This window comes from Leptospira hartskeerlii (genome assembly GCF_002811475.1).
Lineage (GTDB): Bacteria > Spirochaetota > Leptospiria > Leptospirales > Leptospiraceae > Leptospira_B > Leptospira_B hartskeerlii.
Genome location: NZ_NPDL01000003.1, coordinates 309,566 through 333,100, shown reverse-complemented (window position 1 = coordinate 333,100; position 23,535 = coordinate 309,566). Strand labels below are relative to the sequence as shown.

The window sequence follows — 23,535 nt, the reverse complement described above, 5'->3', positions numbered from 1 at the left end:
GCTTTCTTTTCGAAACTTTTAGAATAGGTTTGGAAAATTCTTCCCACTAAGTAGCTCTAATTGAAAAGACTCGTCGGATGAATGAAACCGGTTAAAATGTTCGGACCCACGAAAGAAAAAAGCGAATCATCCGCGGCGATTGGCGAATCGGACAAAATCCTCATTCTGGACGATGCACCTGAAAACTGCCTGCTTGTAGAAAGGATCCTAAAAAAAGCAGGATATGGGGACGTTATTTCCACTCAATCCCCTGAGACAGCCTTGGAATGGTTAGGTCTCCAAGGAAACCCTGAAAACAAAAAAGATGTTTCACTTTTACTTTTAGACATTCTTCTTCCCGGAGGAATGAACGGTTTGGACATTCTTCGCACCTTAAGTTCTAAGGAAGAATTTTCCGACCTACCTGTCATTATCATCACTGCAATCCATGATACCCAAACTCTTGAATCGGCATTTGAATTGGGCGCGATCGATTACGTTACTAAACCGTTTGACGCTCACGAACTAAGAGCAAGAGTCCGATCTACTTTAAGACTTCGTCATGAGATGCTCCAAAGGAAACAAAGAGAAAGAGACCTCGAAGAGATCACAGACAAACTTTCGGAAGCGTATCAAACATTACTCAGAGTCTCTAGGACGGATGGTCTTTCCGGAATTTGGAACCGAAGGTTTTTTGACGAGATCTTGGAAGTAGAGTGGAAGAGAGCATGTCGTTCCGAAAAACCGATCTCACTACTTTTGTTGGATATAGATTTTTTCAAAAAGTACAATGATACGTACGGCCACCAAGCGGGAGACGAATGTATCCGCCAGGTCGCAGGAGTTCTGAAAAATACTGCAAGAAGAGCAGGAGACTTTCCTGCGCGTTACGGTGGAGAAGAGTTCGCAGTGATCCTTCCTGAAACAGATTCAGACAAGGCGACTCTCGTTGCTGAGAATATCAGGAACCGTGTCCAAGAACTAAAGATCCCTCATGAAGGTTCTCAAACTTCAGAATTTGTTTCCGTTAGTATAGGGATTAGCACTCGTATGTCCGGAAGAGACAAAGAGAGTAAAAAGTTTTTGGAAGAAGCGGACAAGGCTCTCTATAAATCCAAAGAAGCCGGAAGAAATAGAAGCACCGTATATAAAGATTAAACCCTTGGACTTAGGCCTAACCAGTCGTCTGACTAAGGTCTTTTTTCCCATATTGTAATGAATCTCCTTCATTTTTTTCCTAAAATTTGAAATTTGTTTGCATCGCACTAAGTCTTATAACTTAATAAACGATATATAGAGATAGAAATGGCCATATTGGATAAAATAGTACAGGAATTCAAAAATAGGTTTTTTGAGACCGTAAAGGTTCCAGTGCAGGTGCATTCCTCTTCCGGGGATTTCCAGGCAACTTGGGAGGGAATCGAAGGCACGGCGCTCAGCTTTACCTTGGATCGTTTTCATCCTGATCCGGATGGAAGCAATGCAGTTATAGAGATACGTGTTCCTTTTTGGAAAGAACCGTTATTATTTTCCGGAAAACTTTTAGATAAGAAAGTGGTGAAATCCAAATCTTCTGAAAGAATTACAGATACTGTTTTGGTATTCGAATCCGAACTTTCAGAATTTCTAAAGAAGAACCTTCCAAAGATAGATCTTACTCTTCCTAAAAAGTAATTTTACTTTTTGGGAAGATCGACTTCTAAGATCATCACTGCATGATCTGAAAGGATAGGATCTTTTTTGACTGTGAGTTTTTTGAGTTTGGATTTAAGCTCCGGGGTCACGAAAAAGTAATCGATCCTCCATCCTTTATTATTCCCTCTTGCTCCCGCCCTAAACGTCCACCAAGTATATTCTTGTTTGCTCGGGTACAATTCCCTGAAACTGTCTACCCAACCTGTGGATAGAAATTTAGTCACCCAGGCTCTTTCTTCCGGAAGGAAACCGCTATTCTTCGCATTTCCTTTCGGATCGTGTATATCTATTTCTGTATGGGCAATATTTACATCACCGCATAAGATTAGATTGGAATGTTTCTTTTTTAACTTCGCGGAAATTTTTAGGAATTCTTCCAGGAATCTCATTTTGGCTGCTTGTCTCACATCACCTGTGGTTCCGGAAGGAAAGTAAACCGTCCAGATGGCGTATGAATCGAATTCAGCAAGTACACTTCTACCTTCTTTATCGAATTCATCCAGACCCAATCCATAGGTTACTTTTTTAGGTTCCTGCTTGGTCCAAAGAGAAACTCCTGAGTATCCTTTTTTTTCCGCAGAATGGAAGAATGCTTTGTATCCCAGTTTTTCCCAAATTTCCGAACTGAGTTGCTCCGGTTGTGCTTTGGTTTCTTGGAAACATACAAAATCGGGTTTTTCGGAAGAGATGACGTCGCCTAGACCCTTACCCCAGGCGGATCGGATTCCATTGCAGTTCAGACAGAAAACTTTCATAGGTGTTAAAGAGTTCCCAGGATTTTCGGGATGCTAAGTCCGGGCAAAGAAAAAAAATGTCCGTATGAGCATTCGTATCAGGGAAGTAGGGTTGGATTTTTCCTTTGAACCCATTCTCCAGAGAGCAAAGCAGGATCTAAATGACACTTTGGCCTTGGTACGTCCCATTTTGGATCAGGTAAGAGAAGGCGGGGACAAAGCTGTTTATGAGCTTACCCAAAAATTTGACGGACTTAAACCTGAAAAATTGGTTTATCCAGTCTCAGAATGGAAAGGAAAAGCGGACTCCGAACTCGTTGCGGCATTGGAAAAGGCTAAGGAGAATATTGAAACATTCCACAAAGCACAGATGCCGACCAACCTGGATGTGAATGTTTCCGGAAATACATTAGGAATTCGTTATACTCCAATAGAATCAGTAACTGTATATGCTCCCGGCGGAAAGGCATTATATCCTTCAACCATTCTGATGGGAGTGATCCCTGCAAAGATCGCAGGTGTAAAACATATTCAGATCGTTACTCCTCCTCAAAAAGATGGTATCCCCGACGGATTGTATGCTGCAGCTAAAATTGCGGGCGCAGATTCGATCGTAACAGTTGGCGGAGCCCAAGGAATTGCGGCCGCATCTTACGGAACTGAAACAATTTCTCGTTCCGAATTTGTGATCGGACCAGGGAACAAATTTGTGACCGCAGCAAAAGTCCTATTAAGCGGACAGGGCGTGATCGGGATCGATAGCCCTGCAGGTCCGAGTGAAGTACTTGTGATCGCGGACGATTCAGCAAATCCAAACTGGGTAGCAGCAGACATGCTTTCCCAAGCAGAACATGGAGAAGATTCGGCGGCGATACTCTGCACCGATTCATTAGAATTTGCCAAAAAGGTTTCGGCAGAAATAGACAAGGCTTTAAAAGAAAGACCTAAAAGAGAGACCATCAAAAGGGCTTCGATCGAAAATGAAAGTTGGATATTAGTTTTTCTTAATTTAGAAGAATGTGTAAATTTTTCTAATCTATATGCTCCGGAGCACTTAGAGATCCAGACTCGAAATTATCAGGAATTATTTAAGAAAATCAGACATGCAGGTTCCGTATTTTTAGGACCTTATTCTCCTGTTGCAATGGGGGATTATATCAGCGGGACAAATCATATTCTTCCTACAGCTGGTGGAAGTAGGATCTTCTCTTCCTTAGGAGTTCTAACATTCTTAAAAAGAGTGACCTATCAGGAAGTAACCAGGGACTCTTTAGAAAAATTATATCCTTATGTAAAAGTTCTCTCCGAATTCGAAGGTTTGGATGAGGAACATGGAAATTCAGTAAAAGTACGTCTTTCTCAAAACGGCAAGCCATGATCGTATCCAAGGACCCAAACGAAGTCAGAAACCAAATACTCTCCTGGAAGTCCGAAAAACTTTCCGTAGGTTTTGCTCCTACTATGGGTTTTTTGCATGAAGGACATTCGAATCTATTCGTTCGTTCCGCGGCCGAAAATTCCAAAACTGTAGTTTCTATTTTTGTGAACCCTGCTCAGTTCAACGATCCGGAAGATTATGCAAAATATCCGATCAACACCGAAGGCGATTTAGAGATTTGTAAATCATCCAAGGTGGATCTGGTATTTTTACCGGACAAAGACACGATGTATCCAGGAGGAATTCCAGAGGTAGAATTGCGTATCCCTCATTTGATGAAAAATTTGGATGCAACGACCAGACCCGGACATTTTGAAGGTGTTCTTCTTGTTCTTTCCCGTTTGTTCCATACAATTCCGGCGGATCGTTCTTATTTCGGTAAGAAGGATTACCAACAATATCTGGTCGTAAAAGATTTCACTCGAGCTCTCGGTTTTCCTATGGAGATCATTGGAGTAGATACGGTTCGCTCCGCAGAAGGTTTGGCATTAAGTTCTAGAAACGCTCGTTTGGTAGGACCGGAAAAAGAAGAAGCTTTGTTACTTATTAGGGCCTTACGTTTGGGGGAGAGTTTAATTCGACAAGGAGAAAAAGATCCTGGGGAAGTTCTGACTGTAATGAGAGATGTTCTGGATTCTTCTTCCAAAATACAGACGGACTATTTGGAAATTTTGGACGCAAACACATTAGAAGAACTTCATATTCTAAAAGGGGAAGTCCTACTCGCTGTTGCTGCCTTTTTAGGGCAGGTAAGATTGATCGATAATTTAACCGTAAAGGTGTCTTGATTTAATATGGCTAAGTCTGTTTCCACTCAATCCGATTGGAAAAAATCTCTGGAAGATCTTTTTTCTTCTGCAAAAGAGAATTCTAAAATTTCTTCCGTTCCGAATTCAGTTCATTCACTTCTATCTTCCGTTATCTTTCAGGCCCAGAAAAATTCTAAAATTGTAATCTCTTCTACGAATACCGAATCGGAATTTTTGTATAGAGAATCCTTAAGTTATTTAGAGCCTGATCTGGTTTGTTATCTTCCTGGCCAGGAAGTTTTGCCTTACGAATACATGCGTTATCCTCAGGAAATGAAAAGAGAGAGGATCCAAGCTCTTGCACGTATCCTATCGGGAGAAAAAGTTTTAGTATTCACTTCCGTTTCAGGTTTCTTGAAAACACTTCCGGAAGCTTCCGCTTTGAAAGAAAGATCTTTGTCCGTAAAATTAGGACAAGAGATACAACCTGAAAATCTAATGAGAGAACTGGTTCGACTCGGCTATCACAGAGTGGACATGTGCCAAGCATTCGGTGAGTTCAGTTTGAAGGGTGGGATCTTAGATGTATTTTCTTCTTTCTCTTCCGATCCGATCCGTATTGATTTTTTTGGGGATGAAGTGGAATCCATTCGAACATTCGATCCGGAAACCCAAAGATCTTTGGAGAATTTGGAAGAGGCGTTCTTGCTTCCTGCAGACGAGTTCATTCTGACAGATTCTCAGAAAGAAGCTTATCGGAATCTGATCGCAAACGCGGATAAATCACTTCATTTACCTGAGATCCCGGACGATGCAGGCGGGACTTATTACGAAGAATTGATCCCGATGGTCCGTGAAAATAAAGGAATATTATCTTTTTTTAAAGCAAAGCCGGGGCTGATTTTTCCGGATCCGAATGGAGCAAAAGAAAGATATTCTCACCTTTTAAGGGAATATGACGCTCTTTACGAAAAAAGAAGTAAAGAGATCCTCTGCGCTCCTCCTCCTTCTTTACTTTTAAGAGATAAAGAAGAATCTGAAATTTTAGAAAACCTAAGCGGTATTAAATTTACCCAACTTCCTCCAAGTAAGCCCGAAGATCTGGTCTGCCCTTTGCATCAGGCTCCGTCTTTCAAGGGAAAGATCAGAGAAGTTCGAGAAAAACTGGGAGAATTAAAAACGGAAGGTGGATGGAAGATCATTCTCACTTCTTCTTTCGAGGCCCAGACCCAAAGGCTTTTGGGACTTTTTGGATCGGAAGGAATTCGTTTATTAAATTCTGAGGCTTCTGAGCCTGAGCCGATCGTTCTTCCCGGCAAATCGAAAGAAGAAGTGTATTTAGCAGTTTCCGAAATACGGAACGGTTTTTTATGGGAAGAAGAGAAACTTTTGTTTTTATCAGAGAACGACGTATTCGGAAGAGAATATAAACGTAAGACTAGATTCAAAAAACAAAGTAGCAAGGCTATTCAAAGCTTCTTGGATCTGAAAGAAGGGGACTTCGTGGTCCATGTAAATCATGGAGTAGGAAAATTCCTTAAAATAGAAAGAGTAAATGCGGGGGGAAAAGAAAGAGACTTTCTAAAATTAGAATATTATGGCGGAGACACGTTATTCGTTCCTCTGGACCAAATTTCTCTAGTCCAAAGATTTGTTGGCGGAACTGAAAGACCAAGATTAGACAGCCTCGGAAAAAGTACCTGGAAAAAAACAAAGGACAGAGTCCAGAAAGCAGTCGAAGGTCTTGCGGAAGATCTGGTCCATATGTATTCCAATAGGATCAAATTACAGGGTTATGCTTTCCCACCTGACACGATTTATCAGGAAGAGTTTGAAGCAGAATTCGAATATGAGGAAACTCCAGATCAAATTGAAGCAATAGAAGCTGTTAAGAAAGATCTAGAATCCATAAAGCCTATGGATCGCCTTATCTGCGGAGACGTTGGTTACGGAAAAACAGAAGTTGCCATTCGAGCAGCTTTCAAAGTGGCAATGGCAGGTAAGCAGATCCTAATGCTTGCTCCAACCACAATCCTCGCCTTACAACATTATAATAATATGAAAAAGAGATTCGAGAATTATCCGATCACTGTGGAACTCGTTTCTCGTCTTAGAACTGCAGCGGAGACTCGCGATGTTCTGAAACGTTTTGCTTCCGGAAAAGTGGATATGCTCATCGGAACTCATGCGGTTTTAGCAAATTCTGTCCAGCCCAAAAATCTGGGACTACTCATCATAGATGAAGAGCAAAGATTCGGAGTGAACCATAAGGAATCCATTAAGAAGATCAAAAATCTTGTGGATGTCCTAACTCTGACCGCGACCCCGATTCCTAGAACTCTTCATATGGCATTGACCGGGATAAGAGAACTTTCTATTATTGCTACTCCTCCTAAGAATAGACAGAGTGTGGAAACTTATGTGATCGAAGAGGACGAAGAGGTCCTAAGAGACGCGATCCGCACCGAACTTGCGAGAGAGGGACAAGTATTCTATCTTTATAATAGAGTAGAATCGATTGAACAAGAGACTAAAAGATTGAACGAGATCGTTCCTGAGGCGTCCATCGGAGTTCTTCATGGACAGATGACGGAAGATGAGATCGAAGAAACTTTAGTAGATTTTTATGCGCGTAAATTTGATATTCTTGTTACGACTACAATCATCGAATCCGGGATAGATATTCCAAATGTAAACACTCTGATCGTAAAAAGAGCGGATCTATTTGGGCTTTCTCAGTTGTATCAGATCCGAGGTAGAGTAGGAAGAAGTGACCGAAAAGCATTTGCATACCTTCTTCTTCCTAAAGATAGAGTGGTGACCGAAGATGCGGAAAAACGCCTGAATACTATCTATGAATACCAAGAACTCGGTTCCGGATTCAAAGTTGCAATGAGAGACTTAGAAATCAGAGGAGCCGGAAATCTTTTAGGGAAAGAGCAATCCGGAGATATCATGGAAGTTGGCTTCGATCTGTATGTGCAGATGTTAGAAGAGGCAATTGCCAGGATCAAAGGTGAAGAAGTAAAAATTGAAGTAAGAACTGCTATCAATTTGGATTCTAACTTCTTCATTCCTGAATCTTATATACCGGACACAAGACAGAAGATAGAATTTTATAAACGATTCGAAGGTGCAAGAGACCTGGACGAAATAGAAGAAGTTACGCAAGAAATGACAGATCGTTTCGGTGAACCTCCGGAAGAGGCAAAAACTTTCCTAATGTTGGAAAAGATCAGGACCTTAGCTTCTGTCTTGGGCTTTGAATCTGTGTCCGAGCTCGGGGAAGAAATTCGCCTAAAATTAGGAGCACATTTCTTAGGCAGTTATGACAAAATAGTAAACTTGATCTCCGCTCGGATGGGTCTTACCATGAATCCTAGAGAACCGAATGTACTTTTATACGTTCCGGGGAAAGCCAACCAAAAAGACAAACTCGTGAAACTTGTGTACTTCTTAACGGAAATGTTACCCGACAAAAAGTAATGGACGCCAGGCCCGGTTCTCCTATTTTTTGCGTAGGAATTCCAACACAGATGAAACGGCTATATTTTTCTCTCACTTTACTCATATCTTTTTTCTCTTTCGCATATTGCGGAGACGGGACTCCGGTTATCGAGTCCATCGACGGTAATAAGCTGACTACTGCAAGTTTTGAAAGCGCTTTTGATACCGCTTTGGATACTTTAAGCCGCACTCAAAACATAGAAAAAAAGAACGTTATTAAATTTTTAACCGAAGAAGAAAGTAAAGTTCCTCAAAGTTTCCTGCAACTCAGAAACGAATTCAGAAAAAGAAAGTTTTTTGATCGTTATCATGAGATGATGGTTGTCAAAGCTGCCGCAGATAAGAGTGGTTTCAGCAAAAGATCCGATATTAAAGAAATCTTAAAGTTCCAAGAAATGCAGTTGATTTACGGAATGTATATCGCTGAGCAGATCGAATCCAGAATTAAGATCACTGAGCAAGAATTAAACCAAGGTTGTCAAGAACTCCGTACTAAATACAAACAAGCTGAGTCCTTAACTTTGGAACAATGTTATGACGCTGCAAGAGCTCAGATCAAGGGAAGAAAATCGGAAGAAGTTTATAAATCAGTTCTAGATAGAATTAAAGAAACTGTCGCTATCAAACATAACGATAAGTTTGATCTTGAAAAATATCTAGATAAAGAGTTCAGCTTCCCTGAATTGAGCAAAGAAGAGGCTCCTAAGGTCGAGGAGACCAAAGCACCGGAAGCTTCTACTCCTGCACCGGCGCCCGAAGCCACTAAGTAAAAAAAAAGAATTTTTTCAACGATTTGAATTCATATCTAAACGCAATCTTCCGTAGCGTAATTGAAGCGATTACGGAATTCTTACCGGTGTCCTCCACAGGACACCTTTTCTTATTCTCCTCCTTTTATCCATTTTCGGAGGGAGCGGACTTCGACGACTTATTCGATATATTCATCCAAAGTGGTGCGATCCTATCTGTAGTTGTTTTATATCGGGAGAAGTTCTTAGAGCAGGGAAGATCTGCAGTACGTTACCTTCTCCGCAAAGAAGAAAACAGGGAAGGATTCCTTTTTCTAACCAGAGTTACGATCGGATTTTTGCCTATTATGGCTGCTGGATTTTTGTTTAGAGGATTTTTAGATACGATCAAGTCCAGAGGGGACATTTTGGCGATCCTAGGATGGGCTTGGTTTGTGGGAGGGCTCTTGATCTTACTCTCCGAGTTCTGGTTCCAAAAAAGAGAGAAGATAAAAACAAGCGAACCTATCGATACAAAGGATGCCATCATTATCGGAATCTTCCAATGTTTGGCTTTGGTCCCTGGGGTTTCCAGATCGGGAGCGACTATCGTGACCGCAAGATTTTTAGGAAAAGATACCAAAAGTTCTGCGGAGTTTTCCTTCTTCGTTGCTGTTCCTGTTCTATTCTTAGCCGGAGGTTATAAATTATTCAAACATAGGGCGGTGTTAAATTTGGAGAATTTACCGATCTTAAGTTTGGGTTTTGTTCTTTCTTTCTTACTTTGCTTTTTCGTGATCAAATGGTTTCTGAGATATTTACGGACCCATTCCTTTACTGGGTTCGGCTGGTATCGGATACTTCTTGGGGTCTCTGTGTTGCTCTTCTACAAATTAGTGATGCAAGGCTGACCTGACACAATAGTGTGGCTTAGATCGGAATGCGCCCCTGGATCCGAAATTGTCTATTTTTGCTTTTTTTGCCTACCTTGCTTTGGGGGCAACCGGTCGACCTAGGCCCTAGGGGTTCTGCGGGTGATGCGAACTCCGAAGACGATACCCAAAGATCGGTTGTTAAGACCAGAAACCGCCTTTTAAACAAATCCATCGAAGTCCTAAGCGAAAGAGAAGTGGATGAACAGTTAGAGAACCTCGGGCTTTCCAGAGAAGGTTCTATCTATACCAGACGTAAAAGATTAAAAGCTGCTTTAGGGGAGAAGGAAGACAATAAGGCTGACTTCGCCGCGTTAGCCGGAACAACTAAAAAAGACTTACCAATGGTAATCGAGAACGCCGCAGAAGGTGAACTCATGAGAGTGGACCAAACCAAGGGTGGGGTTTTGATCTTGAGAGGTAGAGTTCGTATCAAACTCAGATCAGGTAGTCTGGAAGCGGAAACTATCTCCGTGGATTCCGATCGCGGAGAAGTGTATGCGGAAGGTGGGATCAAATTCGAAGACGGCCGAGCCAAGATCACCGGCGATAAATTTATCTACGACTATAAATTGGATAAGGGTGTGGTCTATAATACAAAGGGCACAGTCGCTCCCGCTTATTTCTTCGGGGAGAAGGTCAAAAAATTAGATGATAAACGTTACATGTTGGAGATGGGATACTTCACGTCATGTAACGCAGAGAAACCTCATTATTCTTTCAAAGTAGATAAGGTTGTTCTCTATCAGGATAGAACCGTTGTAGGCACTAACGTTCGATTCCAGGTAGGAGGTACAACAGTATTCTGGCTTCCATTCTTCTATAATAATAATTTAGGGAATGGTTGGACTACCCAAGCCGGTAAGAACAATACACAAGGTCTATTTATCCAAAACTCATTACAATGGTCTACAATTCCTACTTGGTCTTGGACTCCAATGGGTTATAAGGCTCGCGCCGATTTCTACGAAAAAACAGGACAGGCCTTCCAACTGGAAATGTGGAGGCAAAGTGCTAATCTAAACTATTTGATAGATTTAGGTTTTGCAAATCATAAGGCTTATCAGATCACTTCCGGTTTTGAGGATCGATTTGCAAATTATGGTTTGGGAACAAGTGCGGTCACGAACCAAGTGGATAAGGGGAATTATTGGGGGACCAATATCCCGAATATCGGAGAAGATAGAGATCCTTGGTGGAAGGGTCGAATATTCTTAAATTCTAAAATGAATAATACGGAGAAGGACGTTACTCGAAACCTTTCCGTTCAATATGAGAATTTTACAAACCGTTTATTCGAATATGAATACGGAAATAGATACCAACCTAGCAATAGCTTACAGTCATTATATACATTCAGGGACGTTCGTTACGGTTATGTTCGTAATAACTTAGAATGGAAATTGGATTATACTGAAAATAGAGGAGATCTTTCGGTTAATATCAACATGAAGAGAAATATGCTCTTCTATAACCTTTCTCCTCTCACCAAGTCCGGTTATTTTCCTACAGTCGATGTTCTTCCTTCCGTTACGATCAAGAATAGTTCGGAAATTACTAGGCTTCCTTATTTCGAGACCCCAGTGTATTGGGATGTGTATTTAACGAATACATTGATGAGATTCTACGGAGTTCCTACTCAGGAAAAATTGAAAATTCCTACCTCGGATGGAAGTTATGATAATCCGAACGGGGATTATAAGGAAAATCTGCTCAGAACCCAAAACTTCTTACAGGGTGAGACCGGATTTAGGACTTCTATGAATTTTGGAAGTTATGTGTCCTTGGCTCCGAGTGTTTATTACGGTGCTAAAAAACAATCCGCTCAGTTGCCTGCAGGAAATTCGGATACTGTTAATACTAACTTTACGTCTTTGGAAAGAAGTTTAGCCAGGGACAGTTATCAATATTTCAGAACAAATACCAATTTGAGGATTGGTGCCCCGATCCTATTCTTTAATACTACTTATCGTAAGTTAGAAGCGGAGAAGCCTGACTTACAAGATCCAATCCTCATGAAAAACCGACAGCATGAGTTGGAACTTTCCTTGGAAAGTTATGCTTTGGAGAATTTTGAAATTTCTCTTAAGACTATCCGAGATCTTAGGAACTTTTCGGACGAATACCAGCCTCAACCTACAAGCCAGGAAAGATGGTATTATACGGTATTTCGTTTTGCGGGTTATATAGATTTCTTGGAAGGATTTAGTAAAAGAAAAAGAACACTTCTGGAAAGAAAAAGAAGTTTTTATACAGGAATATTCTTTAATAACGACTTTGTATATCATACTCCTCTGCATCGTCCTTTGTCCAATAACTTCACCCTTTCTTATAAGATGGGGGGATTTAGACTTCCTTTCTTAAGATATATACGTGAGTTGGAAGTAGGTGGGACATGGTATCATATCTATTATGCTTCTATGATGGACAATTATAGGATCTACGCTAAGGCAAGTATCGATATCACTAGAGAATTCGGGATTGAGGCGGAGATAGACTCCAGGGTGACCGAACCTTGGAGATATACGAACCAAACGGACAATTATTATTATCAAAGATATATTTTGAATACGGATCCTACTTCTCCATTCACTTCTATGAATATGAATCCTACAAATTTAGGTCAGGATATTATCAATGGTTCTGGGATCAACGGGACCCAAGCAAGACAAACCACTGCTCTGAATGTTAACCGAGCAATGATGGTCTTAAAATATAATCTGCACACTATGAATTTCAGATTAGGTCTAAGTAGTGATCTTAGATCCGTACCTGGGGGAACGACTGGGGCGAGTCAGGTAACCTTTTACGACCAGTCAATATTCTTCTCCATATCTTTAACGGATTTCAGTTTAGGTCAGGAAGATTCTTCCCAACTTTCCAGGATCCGTCTGTTCAGGTTTAGAAAACGTCCTCTTAGGACGGGTTATACGGAAGGAGTCGAATCGCAATAATATGCTGAAAGAAAGAAGCCAAACTTTTAAATTATTATTCGTCTTCTTGGACCTGATCTTCTCTTTGGGAAGTTGTGTTTTTGCATTCCTTCTTCGTTTTTATGTAGGAGATCCGACTGGAATAGATAGATCTTATATAGATCTGGAAAGTTATTTTATATTAGGTTCCGTTCTTTCCATTTCTCAAGTAATCGTTTTCTTATTTATAGATCTATACCATCCCAGAAGAGGATTGTCCTTTTTAGATGAGTTCCTTGCGATCTTTGGCGGAGTGTTCTTAAATCTACTATTCGTATTATCCATGTTATTCTTCTTCCGAGGTGATTTCGGAAGTGAAAGATTTTCTCGTTCTTTCATTTTAGTTTTTGCAGGGACAAATATTTTTTCAATAGGGCTTCTTCATCTCCTCGCCCGCCAGTTCTTAAGATATCTCAGAAGCAAAGGATATAATCTACGTAGGGTACTTGTGATCGGAACAAGAGAAACCGCTGCTCGTTTTGCAGACTCAGTTCAAAGACATCAGATCTACGGATATGAGATCATTGGTTATGTAAGCTCGGGAAATTCAAAAGCAATCCGTAAGGAAATGAAATTGGTCGGAAAGACAGACAAGATAGAGAAGGTTTTGTCCGAGATCAAACCTGATCTTGTAGTTTATGCTTTGAATAATGCTGAAGGGGATTGTTTGGAGACGGTTTTGGATGCATGTGATACGGAAGGTATCGACTTAAAAGTAATTCCTGGTTTTCAAGAGTTCATCAAGGCGAAAGGAAGAGTAGACGAGATGGATGGTCTTCCGGTTATTTCTATCCGAAACATTCCTGTGCGTCTTGGCTATAACCGAGTGATCAAAAGAAGTTTTGATATCTTATTTTCTCTTTTCTTCATTACACTTTTTTCACCCGTATTTTTGATTATCGCACTTCTGATCAAATTAACTTCCAGAGGGCCTGTGTTCTATCATCAGGAAAGAGTGGGGCTGGACAATAAAAGTTTCAAGATGCTCAAGTTTAGAAGTATGGTTGTTCAAACTAAGTCCCAGTCTGAGACGACTTGGACGGTCCAAAACGATCCAAGGGTTACCGGGATCGGTAAGATCTTGCGTAAGACCTCCCTTGACGAAATACCTCAGTTTTTTAATGTGCTTTTAGGAGATATGTCCGTAGTGGGTCCGAGACCCGAAAGACCTCATTTTGTCGAAAAATTCAAAACGGATCATAGACATTATATGAGAAGACATGCAGTCAAGGCAGGGATTACCGGTCTTGCTCAAGTCAAGGGTCTTAGAGGAGACACTTCTATCGATGATAGAATTGATGCGGATATCTACTATATAGAAAACTGGTCTCTTTGGTTGGATATTAAAATCATCCTACTTACACCTTTAAAAGGTGTGATGGATAAGAACGCATATTAAGGGAAAAAGGAGAACGAAGGCCGTGAACCTAAACGAAGAATCCCTTCAAAAAATCGCAGAGTTATCTAGGCTCAAAATAGATCCTAAGGATATCCAAAACTTCCTTACGGATTTCAATAAGGTCCTGAATTATGTGGATACGATCACTGAATTAAATGTGAGTTCCGTTTCCGACGAGGATTTATATCCGAACGAAGGAAATTCAGTTCGTCCGGATAAGGCAAAAGAAGGTTTAAGCCGTTCTCAGATAGAATCCTTCGCACCTAGTTTCCAAAATGGATACTTCGTAGTTCCAAAGGTGATCGAAACATGAAAGAACTTTGGAAATTAAAATATTCTGATATTAAAAAAGGCTTAAATTCAGGGGAGTTTACTCCTACCGATCTGGCCCAATCTTTGATCTCTCGTATAGAAGCGGAAGATTCTAAAATTAAGGCATTCCTTTCTTGGGAAAAAGAAAGTATCTTGAAGGCAGCCGCAGAAAGTACCGAAAGAAGAAAATCAGGAAAACCTCTTTCAGAGTTCGACGGTATTCCGATCGGAGTGAAAGATAATATCTGTATAGAAAACACGATCACTTCTTGTGCTTCTAAAATTTTGGAAAACTATCGCTCTCCATTTCATGCGACTGCTATCGAAAAACTTTTAGCAAAAGGTTTTGTTCTTATTCCAAGAGCGAATATGGACGAGTTCGCGATGGGCTCTTCTACAGAGAACTCCGCTTACCAGGTTACTAAAAATCCATTCGATACTGCAAGGATCCCAGGTGGATCTTCCGGTGGATCCGCTGCTGCGGTCGCCGCTTCTTTTGTGCCTGTTGCATTGGGTTCAGATACGGGGGGCTCCGTTAGACAGCCTGCGTCTCTTTGCGGGATCTATGGTTTAAAACCTACTTACGGAACTGTTTCCAGATATGGACTCGTGGCTTATGCTTCAAGCCTAGATCAGATCGGTCCTTTGTCTAAGGACATTGACGGTATCATAGATGTGTATTCAGTGATTTCCGGAAAGGACCAGAGAGATGCTACTTCTAAAAATATTCCTGCATTCGATCCTTCTAAAGTAAAAGAACTTCCTTGGAAAGGACTGAAGATCGGTAAGATGAAGATTACTTCCGAGATTGAGCCGGATGTTGCAAAGGCATATGAATCTCTTTTGGCGGAGTTGGAATCGAAAGGCGCTCAACTGATAGACTTGGATTTTTCTCTTCTTTCTAATTCTATTCCGATCTATTACATTATCGCTACTGCAGAATGTTCTTCCAATCTTTCCAGATTTGATGGGATACGTTTTGGACAAAGAAAAGATCCAAGTGGCAAACTGGATGATCTATATGTAACGAGTAGAAGTGAAGGTTTCGGCAAAGAAGTCCAAAGAAGGATCCTACTCGGAACATTCTCTTTATCCGCCGGATATTACGACGCATATTATGGAAGAGCTCAAAAGGCACGAGTTCTGATCAAAAAAGAATATGAAGGTTATTTTTCTAAAGTCGATTTGATATTGCAGCCAACTTCTCCTACGACTGCATTCAAAGTTGGAGAAAAAACTTCCGATCCGATCCAAATGTATAAAGCGGATATTCTTACTACTTCCGTAAATTTAGCCGGCGTTCCTGCGATGTCTGTTCCGATCGGAACAGACTCCAAAGGACTTCCGATCGGTTTGCAGATTACTGCTCCTGCTTTACACGAAGATAAAATATTCGGTTTTGCTAAAATGATCTCTGACTGGGCTTCTAAGGTAGAATTGCCCGAAACGATCAAATGAGTGAGCTCACCGCGAGAATTATTCCCTGCCTGGATATCAAAGATGGCAGGGTAGTCAAAGGAGTGAATTTCGTAAATCTTGTGGACGCCGGTGATCCCGTTGAGTCTGCAGTTGTTTATGAAAAAAATCTCGCGGACGAGTTATGCTTCTTGGATATCACTGCATCCAGCGATAAAAGAGATATTCTAATCCATTTAGTAGAAGCAGTTGCGGAAAGGATATTTATCCCTTTCACTGTGGGTGGAGGAATTCGAACCTTAGATGATGTAAAAGCAGTTTTGGAGAAGGGAGCAGATAAGGTCTCTATCAATACTGCTGCTTTTCAAAATCCCGATCTTCTTCGTGCAGCCGCAGAAATTTACGGCTCACAATGTATTGTGTGCGCAGTGGACGTAAAATTTCATCCTGATAGACAAAGATTTGAAGTGTTCCTTCACGGTGGAAGAACAGAAACAGGAAGAGACGCATTGGATTGGGGAAAGGAAGCGCAGGAAAGAGGCGCCGGAGAAATTTTACTCACCTCTATGGATCGTGACGGGACCAAAAAAGGATTCGATATCCAGCTTTTAAAATTATTTTCTTCTAATTTAGAAAGTCCTATTATTGCGAGTGGTGGCGCCGGAAATCCGGAACATATGGTAGAAGCAATTTTGAGAGGAAAAGCCGACGCAGTTCTTGCGGCTTCCATTTTTCATTTTGGTGAATTTACGATTCGAGAAACCAAAGAAAATATGCGCGAAATGGGGATCAAAGTAAGGCTTTGAGGGCCGGAATTTGGAATCCACATTCCTTTTCGCGGACCCTCAGATTGAACTTGCCAATTTGAAAATTTTCTGATATAGAGTCGTGGAAGCAAATCTCCCACGGGCCACTCCCCACCACCCAAGATTAGGGCGGGGGCCGTCGTAATCTTGGGACGTGTTGGAATTCCAACAACACTCTTTCGGCTGTTTCCTTATAGCCCGCCCACAATCGTAAAAACTTCGGCGAATACATTATTAAAATGTGTTTTTACTTTTGTGAGTCCAGCGCCTGTTCCACCCTCATTTCTAAATGACATTTGAGAATGGTCCATAGCAGAGACAGAATATGCATTTGTGATTAGCGGTCTGTTATTCAGTCGTGCAGAAAGCAAAGGTACAATTCCATCAGAATTGCCAAACGGCGGGGTCCCACTCGTAATCACTGTGCATGCAGCCTGATAGGTGGCAGCATGATCGGCTCCACTGCAATCTCCAGAACCCATGTCTCCACCATAAACTGTAGTCATTGAATCATAGGTAGTATTTGCGATCATACTTTCTAAGAAAAAGTTAAATGCTTGGTCGGTTCCGTCTGTGATAGGAGGAGCAATTGCAGTTACACCTGAACTAAGTCCGTTCGTATAAGCAAGACCTTGTCCACCAGGAGTGTCCGTCATAAACTTGATAATAGTTCCGATAGAGCTTAAGTTCCCGGTGTACTGCGGAGAAGAGTAGGGAGATCCATAATAAGGAGTTCCTAAACTTACAATATGATCTATTACATTTTCAGTATTATTTGCATGCTGGATTGCTGCTCTGGAAACAAGTCCTCCCATAGAGTGAGCCACAACGACAACGTTGTCGGAGGAGTTGAATGCTGCATTTAAAGAATCGATGAATCTTCTTCCATTTACTTCAATATAGTCGGAGGTTCTATATGTAAAAACATAGATCTCGAAAGTATTATATACGCTCGCACTATAACCGCTTGGAAGGTCGGATGTTTGCGTAATAAATGCGAGGCCCTGGTTCCAGGTCCCGAGTAGATTTGCCACTTTCTTGTTAAAATCTGTAGGTGGGTCTGTTTGTCTTTCCGCAAAATCCCAACCGTGAATAAGCACGATTTTCGCTTTGGAATTATCTCTCTGAAAATACGGATCTTGGAAATATAAAGGAGAAAGGCTGCCTACCGCCATATCAGGAAATACTGTGGAAAATTTATATAAAGCATGATTCTGCTCTGCAAAATACGCGGAGATGATATAATCTTTGATTTGTTCCCCTAATGATTTGCTGTCAGGAGGAGTGAGTCTGTCCTGGAGATACTCGCAGTTCCCGAAAGATAGAATTGTGAAAAATAAAAACAGAGTTCGGAAAGATAAAAATCTTTTCATATTAAAAGTTTGGGACCGATCGTAAAAAACCGCAAGCTAGAATTTGATGGGGGATTTCCTTTCTATCGTAACAGAATGGAAATAAATGTTTGAATAAGATTTACTTCGGTCGGTTTTTTAAGCGATCCAGTACAATCCCTGTGGCGACTGTCACATTTAAAGAGGATATATGACCATGAAGAGGGATGCGAACTGTAAAATCGGATTTTTCCATTAAGATCCTTTTTAGACCTTCTCCTTCATTTCCCATTAGGATCACGAGTTCTTCCCAGGCAGGAATTTTGGACCAATCTTCTGTTCCTTTATCGGAAGTGGAAACCACCCAGAAATTTCGTTTTTGCAATTTTTCTAATATTTGCGCGAGGTTCCCGACTTTATAAACGTTTAGATAGGCGAGTGCACCCGAGGCCACTTTTTCCACAGTGGGTGTGATACCGGAGGAATCTCTATCTGGAATGAGGACAGTTTCTACTCCGAAACATTCGGCAGTTCTTAAAATATTTCCTAAATTACCTGGATCTTGGATACGATCCAAAACTAGAATGGGACCTTTGCAATTTTCCAGATGGGAATCAAACGATTTTTTATCTCCTGAATGGAGTTGTATTCTAAGCGCAAGCACACCCTGGTGATTTACACCAGGAGCCATTTTGTCTAACTTGCTCGGAGAAGCTTCTTTGATTAGAAGTTTGTCTTCTAATTGGGAGAGAATTTCTTGTAACTCTTTTTTGGCTCCGGAAGTCAGCCAAATTTCTTGGAAGGAAAGTTCTGAACCTTTTTCGAGATGTCGTTCTAGGATTTCTCGAATATTCCTTCTTCCGTAGATATAATCCTGACGGCTCATTTTCTCTTCCAGCGAAGACCTTCTTTTGTGTCCTCGAGTATGATCCCTATCTCGTTCAATTTATCTCTTAGCCTGTCTGCTTCCGCAAAATTTTTGTTTTTGCGTGCTTCTTGTCTTTGTCTCACGAGTTCGTCTATCTCAGAGTCTAAAACTTCTACCTTTCTTTCGAAACTCAAAACTCCTAAGATGGAATCTATTTTATAAAATAATTCCAGTCTTTTGACGATTTCATCTTCGTTCGGAGAATTTTGATCCAGGTATTGGTTAGAATCTTTTACTAATTCAAAAACGGACGCTAAAAATTTGGAAATATTCAGATCGTCTGCGAGACTTTCTAAAAATTCATCCCATGCTGTAAGTTCTACGTTTGTTTTAGATTGGAATGTTTTTCCTGATTTTGATAATTCTTCTAATAATCGATTGATACAATTCTGGATCTTGGAAACGGACCCGGCTGCTTCTTCTAATCTTTCTTTTGTGAAGTTTAATTTGCTTCTATAATGTGCTGAAAGTAGAAGGAACCGAATATTTCTTGGTTCTATACCGTCTTTTACCAAATCTCTGAGGGTGAAAAAGTTTCCCTTTGACTTGGCCATCTTCTCTCCATTTACGAGTAGATGTTCTGAATGGAGCCAATATTTTACGAAGGATTCTTCCGGAAAAGCTCCTTCGCTCTGTGCGATCTCATTTTCATGGTGAGGGAAGGTAAGGTCCACTCCTCCTGTATGAATATCCACTCCGGAGCCATACACGTCACGCACCATTGCTGAACATTCTAAATGCCAACCAGGTCTTCCGGGACCAATCTCGGTATCCCAAGAAGGTTCCCCTTCTTGTTTCGGGAATTTCCAAAGTACGAAGTCTCTTACATCATCTTTATCATATTCGTCGGTGTCGTAACGGGTTCCGGTTTTCATACCGCTTACGTCTATTCCGGAAAGTTTCCCGTAATTTTTGAATTTGGAAATTGAATAATACAAACTACCGTCTTTTTCGTACACGAGACCATGACTTTGCAAATGTTTTATGATCTCTATCATGGAGGGAATAGAATCGGTCGCTCTAGGGTAATGTTCTAATTTTTGAATATTCAGAGATTCTAAATCTTCTTGGAAAGCTTTCACCCAGGGTTCTGTAAATTCCCTAATATTCTTACCTTGTGCCATCGATTCACGAATGATCTTATCGTCGATATCGGTGATATTCATCGTCATATCCGGTTTATATCCGAATGCTACGAGAACTCGCCTCAGTAAATCCACGAATAAAAATGCGCGTAAATTCCCTAAATGTGCAAAATTATAAACTGTAGGTCCGCAGGAATATACCCTAACTCTGTCAGGAAATTCGGGGCGGAATACTTCTTTGTTTCCGCTCAGAGAATTATGAAAACGGATTTCTTTCATTCAGGGAACAGGATCTCTTTCACGAATTCGAGATTGGCCAAATTCTGTTTGTCCCCCGCGATTCCTGCTTCGTTCCCTTCCGTAGGATATACCTGCATTCTTTTATCGCAGACTAAATGATTGAATAATGCAAATACAGACTTAGGATGGGAAACCTTATCTTCCATTCCGACAGAAACCAGAGTAGGGATCTTGATCTTTTTGGAAAAATTCAAACTATCAAAATAAGAAAGATTCTTTTTTACTTGGGCCTTCTTGGATTTTGCGTTAGAGATCTGTTCTGCAATTTCCTTGGACCAACTTGTTCCCAACTTCAGTTGGGTATCGTCCACATGGCAAAAATTAGGAGTTTCTAATATAAGAGCTTTGACTCTCGGAGAATTCGCGGCACCGAATAAAGCCATGGAAGCGCCAATCCCTTTTCCTGCTAGAATGATCTTGTCTCCGTCGATCCCGTCAGTGAGTCTTAAAAATTCAATCGTACGGATTACATCTAAGTAGTTTGCTTTTAAGAAAAAGGATTCTTTAGCTTCCAATCCTTTTCTGTAATATCCTGGAGTCCAATCCGGGTCTGGAATTTCTCCTTCTTTCAAAACCGGGCGGATAAGCTGAGTACCATGACCTCTTAGGTCCAGAATAAGTTGTGCAACTCCAGCTTCCGTTAAACCTTTAATGATTTGAGGTCTATCTTTTGCATAATCGTGGAAATATACGAGGACAGGAAGATCTCCTCTTTTTCTTGGGATTACCAAACTACCTGTAAGCGTAGCGTTCCCATAAGATTGGAAGGAAATATCGTAAATGGTTTCTTTTAGAATGGTCCCTTTGAGTAGGGCCTTGGTTTGGTTTTTAACCGGAAAACCTTTGAGTTCTCGGATCGACTCCGCCCAAAAATCGTCCAAATCCGCGGGAGGTGAGAAGGGAGGATAAGTCTGGAAGCACTCGTCGAAACTGATAGCCATCAGAGATACATCGTTTTCATTTCAACGGGGGTGTAAAGTGATCTTTTGCGGAATACAATGTCTGCAGAAGAAGGACAGAAATTGTCATAGGTCCTACACCTCCAGGAACCGGAGTATAATGGGAGGATTTTTCCCATGCCTTGGAAATTTCAATATCTCCTAGGTTTCCAGCGTTATAACCTGCATCCAATAATACCGCACCCGGTTTGATCCAATCCGCTTTGATAAATTCAGGTTTTCCTACTGCGCCCACGACGATATCAGCTTGTGAGACGATTTCAGGCAGGTTTTGGGTTCTGGAATGACAGAGTGTAACTGTGGCATTCATTTCCGTAAGAAGCATCGCCATTGGTTTTCCCAAAATAGGAGAACGTCCTACAACCACGGCTCTTTTTCCCGCAGGATCAATCCCGTATTCTTTTAGAAGAAGGACCATACCAAATGGAGTACAAGGAAGATAAGTTTCCACTCCCATGGACAATTTTCCGAAGGACAATGTAGTAACTCCGTCCACATCCTTCTTCAAATCGATCCGATCGAATGCAGCTCGTTCGTCTATCTGAGGAGGCGTCGGATGTTGGAGAAGAATTCCGTGAGTCTCAGGATCCGCGTTCAACTTATCAATGACCGCGAGTAATTCCTGGGTGGTTGTGGTTTCAGGAAGTTCGATTTTTTCGGAGATCATTCCTACCGCGTGGCAGGACTTCACTTTCATATTTACGTAAGTGGCAGAAGCAGGATCGCTGCCGACCAGGATAGTCGCAAGTTTCGGGGGCTTTTTTCCGGAAGCCGTAAGAGCCTTGATCTCTTCGGCGATAGAATCTTTTATCTTTTGGGAAAGTTTTTTGCCATCCAGTAAAATTGCAGTCATGGGTTCAGGATTTAGCTTCCGGTCCCGATGTCATTCGAAAATAATCCTTTTCAGTCGGGTAGAATGCTTAAAATAGGATCATGTCCGAAGTTTCTACCATTGATCTAAATCGTTTGCCGGAACATGTAAACCAAACCGTACGTATGCAAGGTTGGGTCCACGGGTTGAGAGGGTCTAACGCCAGACAATTTTTAAGTCTGAGAAATTCCGGAAAAATCCTGCAGGTACTCGCAGAAAAAGAAATTTTGGGAGAGGATCTTTTCTCGGAGATCAAACATCTAAAACAGGAAACTTCAGTCGAAGTAATCGGAAAATTAGTGGAGAACGAAAAGTCTCCCATCGGATTCGAACTGGTACTTTCTTCTTTTAAGAAAGTAGGAGAATCTGACAATTATCCGATCACACCCAAAGAGCATGGGATAGACTTCTTACTTTCCCAAAGACATCTTTGGTTGAGATCAAGTAAACAGCTTGCGATCATAAAAGTAAGAAGTGAACTTTCTTACCAAATCCGAAAATATTTCCACAGCAACCAATTCACTTTGATCGATACACCTATCTTAACGGGTTCTATTGGAGAATCTGCAGGAACATTATTCTCTACAGAATATTTCGATCTTGGAAATGCTTATCTTGCTCAAACAGGACAATTGTATTTGGAAACTGCGATATTCGCTCATAATAAAGTATATTGTTACGGTCCGACTTTCAGGGCGGAGAAAAGTAAAACCAGAAGACATTTAACAGAATTCTGGATGGTCGAAGCAGAAACCGCATTTTTAACACATGCAGAAAATCTAAAATTGCAGGAAGATTTCGTAAAAACGGTCATCAAAGAAACTGTTTCTTCCTGTTTGCCTGAACTAAAAGTTTTGGAAAGAGATCCGGCGCCGTTGTTGGATTATATCTCTAAACCGTTCGCTCTCATAGATTACAAAGAAGCATTGGAATACCTTCAATCCCAGAAAGAAGATATAGTCTGGGGAGACGATATCAATTCGGAAAGAGAGCAGATGCTTTGCCAAAAATTCGGCGGTCCCGTTTTTATCCAAAAATATCCGAGAGAAGCAAAAGCGTTCTATATGAAGGTCAATCCTGAAGACCCAAGAACGGTGCTTAACGCCGATTTGATCGCACCAGACGGAGTAGGGGAGATTATAGGCGGTTCCGAAAGGGAAGAAAGTTACGAAACTATAACTAAAAGACTCCAGGAAGAAAACCTGCCTGTGGAATCCTACGAATGGTACTTGGAACTTAGAAAGTACGGTTCAGTTCCTCATTCAGGTTTCGGCCTCGGAACAGAAAGACTCATCGCCTGGATTTGCGGGCTTCAACATGTTCGGGAATGTATTCCTTTCCCACGAATGATGGAACGATTGTACCCTTAAGGACCAATTTCGCACAGAGTTCAC

19 protein-coding genes are annotated in these 23,535 nt (G+C 41.2%); 13 read left to right on the top strand and 6 right to left on the bottom strand.

Features of this window, described 5'->3' with window-relative positions; translation table 11 throughout:
* The first annotated feature begins 96 nt into the window (after nucleotides 1-96).
* Together CH352_RS07005 and CH352_RS07000 are read left to right on the top strand one after the other, a co-directional pair.
* Entirely contained in the window at nucleotides 97-1,137 is a 1,041-nt protein-coding gene (locus CH352_RS07005) for a GGDEF domain-containing response regulator (RefSeq protein WP_100706255.1), read from the top strand.
* Between the two features lie 147 nt (nucleotides 1,138-1,284).
* A complete protein-coding gene (locus CH352_RS07000; protein ID WP_207766654.1) occupies nucleotides 1,285-1,653 on the top strand; it encodes a hypothetical protein in 369 nt (122 codons plus the stop codon).
* A 2-nt stretch (nucleotides 1,654-1,655) separates the two neighbouring features.
* On the opposite strand, the gene CH352_RS06995 is transcribed toward CH352_RS07000, so the two are convergent.
* Nucleotides 1,656-2,429, bottom strand: a complete 774-nt coding sequence (locus CH352_RS06995) for an exodeoxyribonuclease III (protein WP_100706100.1) — start codon at nucleotides 2,427-2,429, stop codon at nucleotides 1,656-1,658.
* 64 nt (nucleotides 2,430-2,493) lie between these two features.
* Between CH352_RS06995 and hisD the strand changes: the two genes are divergently transcribed.
* From hisD to hisF, 10 genes are read left to right on the top strand one after another with little or no spacing between them, the layout of a single operon-like run.
* Complete coding sequence (gene hisD, locus CH352_RS06990) at nucleotides 2,494-3,786, top strand: histidinol dehydrogenase (protein ID WP_100706099.1); 1,293 nt, start codon at nucleotides 2,494-2,496, stop codon at nucleotides 3,784-3,786.
* Nucleotides 3,783-4,634 (top strand): pantoate--beta-alanine ligase, encoded by an 852-nt coding sequence (panC, locus tag CH352_RS06985; protein ID WP_100706098.1) that lies wholly within the window; start codon nucleotides 3,783-3,785, stop codon nucleotides 4,632-4,634. Before hisD ends, panC begins: the two co-directional genes overlap by 4 nt.
* Before the next feature lie 6 nt (nucleotides 4,635-4,640).
* The gene (mfd, locus tag CH352_RS06980; RefSeq protein WP_100706097.1) at nucleotides 4,641-8,081 is read left to right on the top strand and encodes a transcription-repair coupling factor; all 3,441 of its coding nucleotides are present in this window, start codon (nucleotides 4,641-4,643) and stop codon (nucleotides 8,079-8,081) included.
* A 50-nt stretch (nucleotides 8,082-8,131) separates the two neighbouring features.
* The gene (locus CH352_RS06975) at nucleotides 8,132-8,872 is read left to right on the top strand and encodes a lipoprotein LipL31 (protein ID WP_100706254.1); all 741 of its coding nucleotides are present in this window, start codon (nucleotides 8,132-8,134) and stop codon (nucleotides 8,870-8,872) included.
* A gap of 23 nt (nucleotides 8,873-8,895) precedes the next feature.
* On the top strand, nucleotides 8,896-9,741 hold the full coding sequence (locus CH352_RS06970) for an undecaprenyl-diphosphate phosphatase (protein ID WP_100706096.1): 846 nt from the start codon (nucleotides 8,896-8,898) through the stop codon (nucleotides 9,739-9,741).
* Nucleotides 9,742-9,770: 29 nt separating this feature from the next.
* Nucleotides 9,771-12,716 (top strand): LPS-assembly protein LptD, encoded by a 2,946-nt coding sequence (locus CH352_RS06965; RefSeq protein WP_100706095.1) that lies wholly within the window; start codon nucleotides 9,771-9,773, stop codon nucleotides 12,714-12,716.
* Nucleotide 12,717: 1 nt separating this feature from the next.
* A complete protein-coding gene (locus tag CH352_RS06960) occupies nucleotides 12,718-14,133 on the top strand; it encodes an undecaprenyl-phosphate glucose phosphotransferase (protein ID WP_100706094.1) in 1,416 nt (471 codons plus the stop codon).
* 22 nt (nucleotides 14,134-14,155) lie between these two features.
* Entirely contained in the window at nucleotides 14,156-14,446 is a 291-nt protein-coding gene (gene gatC, locus CH352_RS06955) for an Asp-tRNA(Asn)/Glu-tRNA(Gln) amidotransferase subunit GatC (RefSeq protein ID WP_100706093.1), read from the top strand.
* On the top strand, nucleotides 14,443-15,903 hold the full coding sequence (gene gatA, locus CH352_RS06950) for an Asp-tRNA(Asn)/Glu-tRNA(Gln) amidotransferase subunit GatA (protein ID WP_100706092.1): 1,461 nt from the start codon (nucleotides 14,443-14,445) through the stop codon (nucleotides 15,901-15,903). Before gatC ends, gatA begins: the two co-directional genes overlap by 4 nt.
* Nucleotides 15,900-16,667, top strand: coding sequence for an imidazole glycerol phosphate synthase subunit HisF (hisF, locus tag CH352_RS06945; protein WP_100733508.1), 768 nt, complete (start codon nucleotides 15,900-15,902; stop codon nucleotides 16,665-16,667). The genes gatA and hisF overlap by 4 nt, the downstream gene beginning before the upstream one ends.
* Before the next feature lie 191 nt (nucleotides 16,668-16,858).
* Here the strand turns inward: hisF and CH352_RS06940 are convergent, their stop codons facing one another.
* From CH352_RS06940 to folD, 5 genes are all read right to left on the bottom strand, one after another.
* On the bottom strand, nucleotides 16,859-18,040 hold the full coding sequence (locus CH352_RS06940) for an alpha/beta hydrolase (RefSeq protein WP_100706090.1): 1,182 nt from the start codon (nucleotides 18,038-18,040) through the stop codon (nucleotides 16,859-16,861).
* A 100-nt stretch (nucleotides 18,041-18,140) separates the two neighbouring features.
* Nucleotides 18,141-18,884, bottom strand: coding sequence for a 23S rRNA (guanosine(2251)-2'-O)-methyltransferase RlmB (rlmB, locus tag CH352_RS06935; protein ID WP_100706089.1), 744 nt, complete (start codon nucleotides 18,882-18,884; stop codon nucleotides 18,141-18,143).
* A complete protein-coding gene (cysS, locus tag CH352_RS06930; protein ID WP_100706088.1) occupies nucleotides 18,881-20,290 on the bottom strand; it encodes a cysteine--tRNA ligase in 1,410 nt (469 codons plus the stop codon). The genes rlmB and cysS overlap by 4 nt, the downstream gene beginning before the upstream one ends.
* Nucleotides 20,287-21,252 carry an acetylxylan esterase gene (locus CH352_RS06925; protein ID WP_100706087.1) on the bottom strand — a complete coding sequence of 322 codons (966 nt, stop codon included), beginning with the start codon at nucleotides 21,250-21,252 and terminating at the stop codon, nucleotides 20,287-20,289. Before CH352_RS06925 ends, cysS begins: the two co-directional genes overlap by 4 nt.
* Before the next feature lie 16 nt (nucleotides 21,253-21,268).
* On the bottom strand, nucleotides 21,269-22,123 hold the full coding sequence (gene folD, locus CH352_RS06920) for a bifunctional methylenetetrahydrofolate dehydrogenase/methenyltetrahydrofolate cyclohydrolase FolD (RefSeq protein ID WP_100706086.1): 855 nt from the start codon (nucleotides 22,121-22,123) through the stop codon (nucleotides 21,269-21,271).
* Between the two features lie 80 nt (nucleotides 22,124-22,203).
* Here folD and asnS point away from each other — a divergent pair, with 80 nt between their 5' ends.
* Nucleotides 22,204-23,511: an asparagine--tRNA ligase gene (asnS, locus tag CH352_RS06915; protein ID WP_100706085.1), complete on the top strand. Its 1,308-nt coding sequence runs from the start codon at nucleotides 22,204-22,206 to the stop codon at nucleotides 23,509-23,511.
* The last annotated feature ends 24 nt before the right edge of the window (nucleotides 23,512-23,535 follow it).